The sequence below is a fragment of the Streptomyces sp. SID12501 genome (genome assembly GCF_010550245.1).
In the GTDB taxonomy this organism is placed as follows: Bacteria; Actinomycetota; Actinomycetes; order Streptomycetales; family Streptomycetaceae; genus Streptomyces.
The window spans coordinates 1-446 of sequence record NZ_JAAGLU010000628.1; the positions used below are offsets into that span (position 1 = coordinate 1).

Below are 446 nucleotides of genomic sequence, written 5' to 3' on the forward strand. Positions count from 1 at the left end.
CTCGGTCACCTCCTCCGGCGCAATGCCGTGCGCCTTGGCCGCCACCAGCCGGGCTCGGTCCACCTCCTTTACGGACGCGCGGAGTTCCTCCAGCGTCCGGTCGTCGCTCCAAACGTCCTGCGCCGCGCGGTACTCGAACGGCTCGGCCACGTACACGTACTCGGACTCGGGAACGGCATCATCCGCCAGCGTCATGGGGTTCAGGCCCAGGACCCCGCCAGCGCCCTGGCTCGGCTGCTTGAACATGGGGTTCGCCAGGCCGATCTGAGGCCCCTTGAGGATTACCTCGGACCAGTCAGCGGGCTGGTACCGACTGCCGCCGTCCTGGGCGACGTTGTAGTCGATCAGCCCGGCCGCCTTGGCGCCGCTCTCGTCGTAGCCGCGCGAGATCTGCGGCTCGTACTCCTCCAGCCGCAGCGAGTAGTCCGAAAGCGCCTCGATCGCCT

1 protein-coding gene is annotated in these 446 nt (G+C 68.6%); it reads right to left on the reverse strand.

What is annotated here, in order from left to right:
- The coding region (locus tag G3I71_RS47615; protein WP_164325185.1) for a hypothetical protein at positions 1–446 on the reverse strand (446 nt) is incomplete at both ends.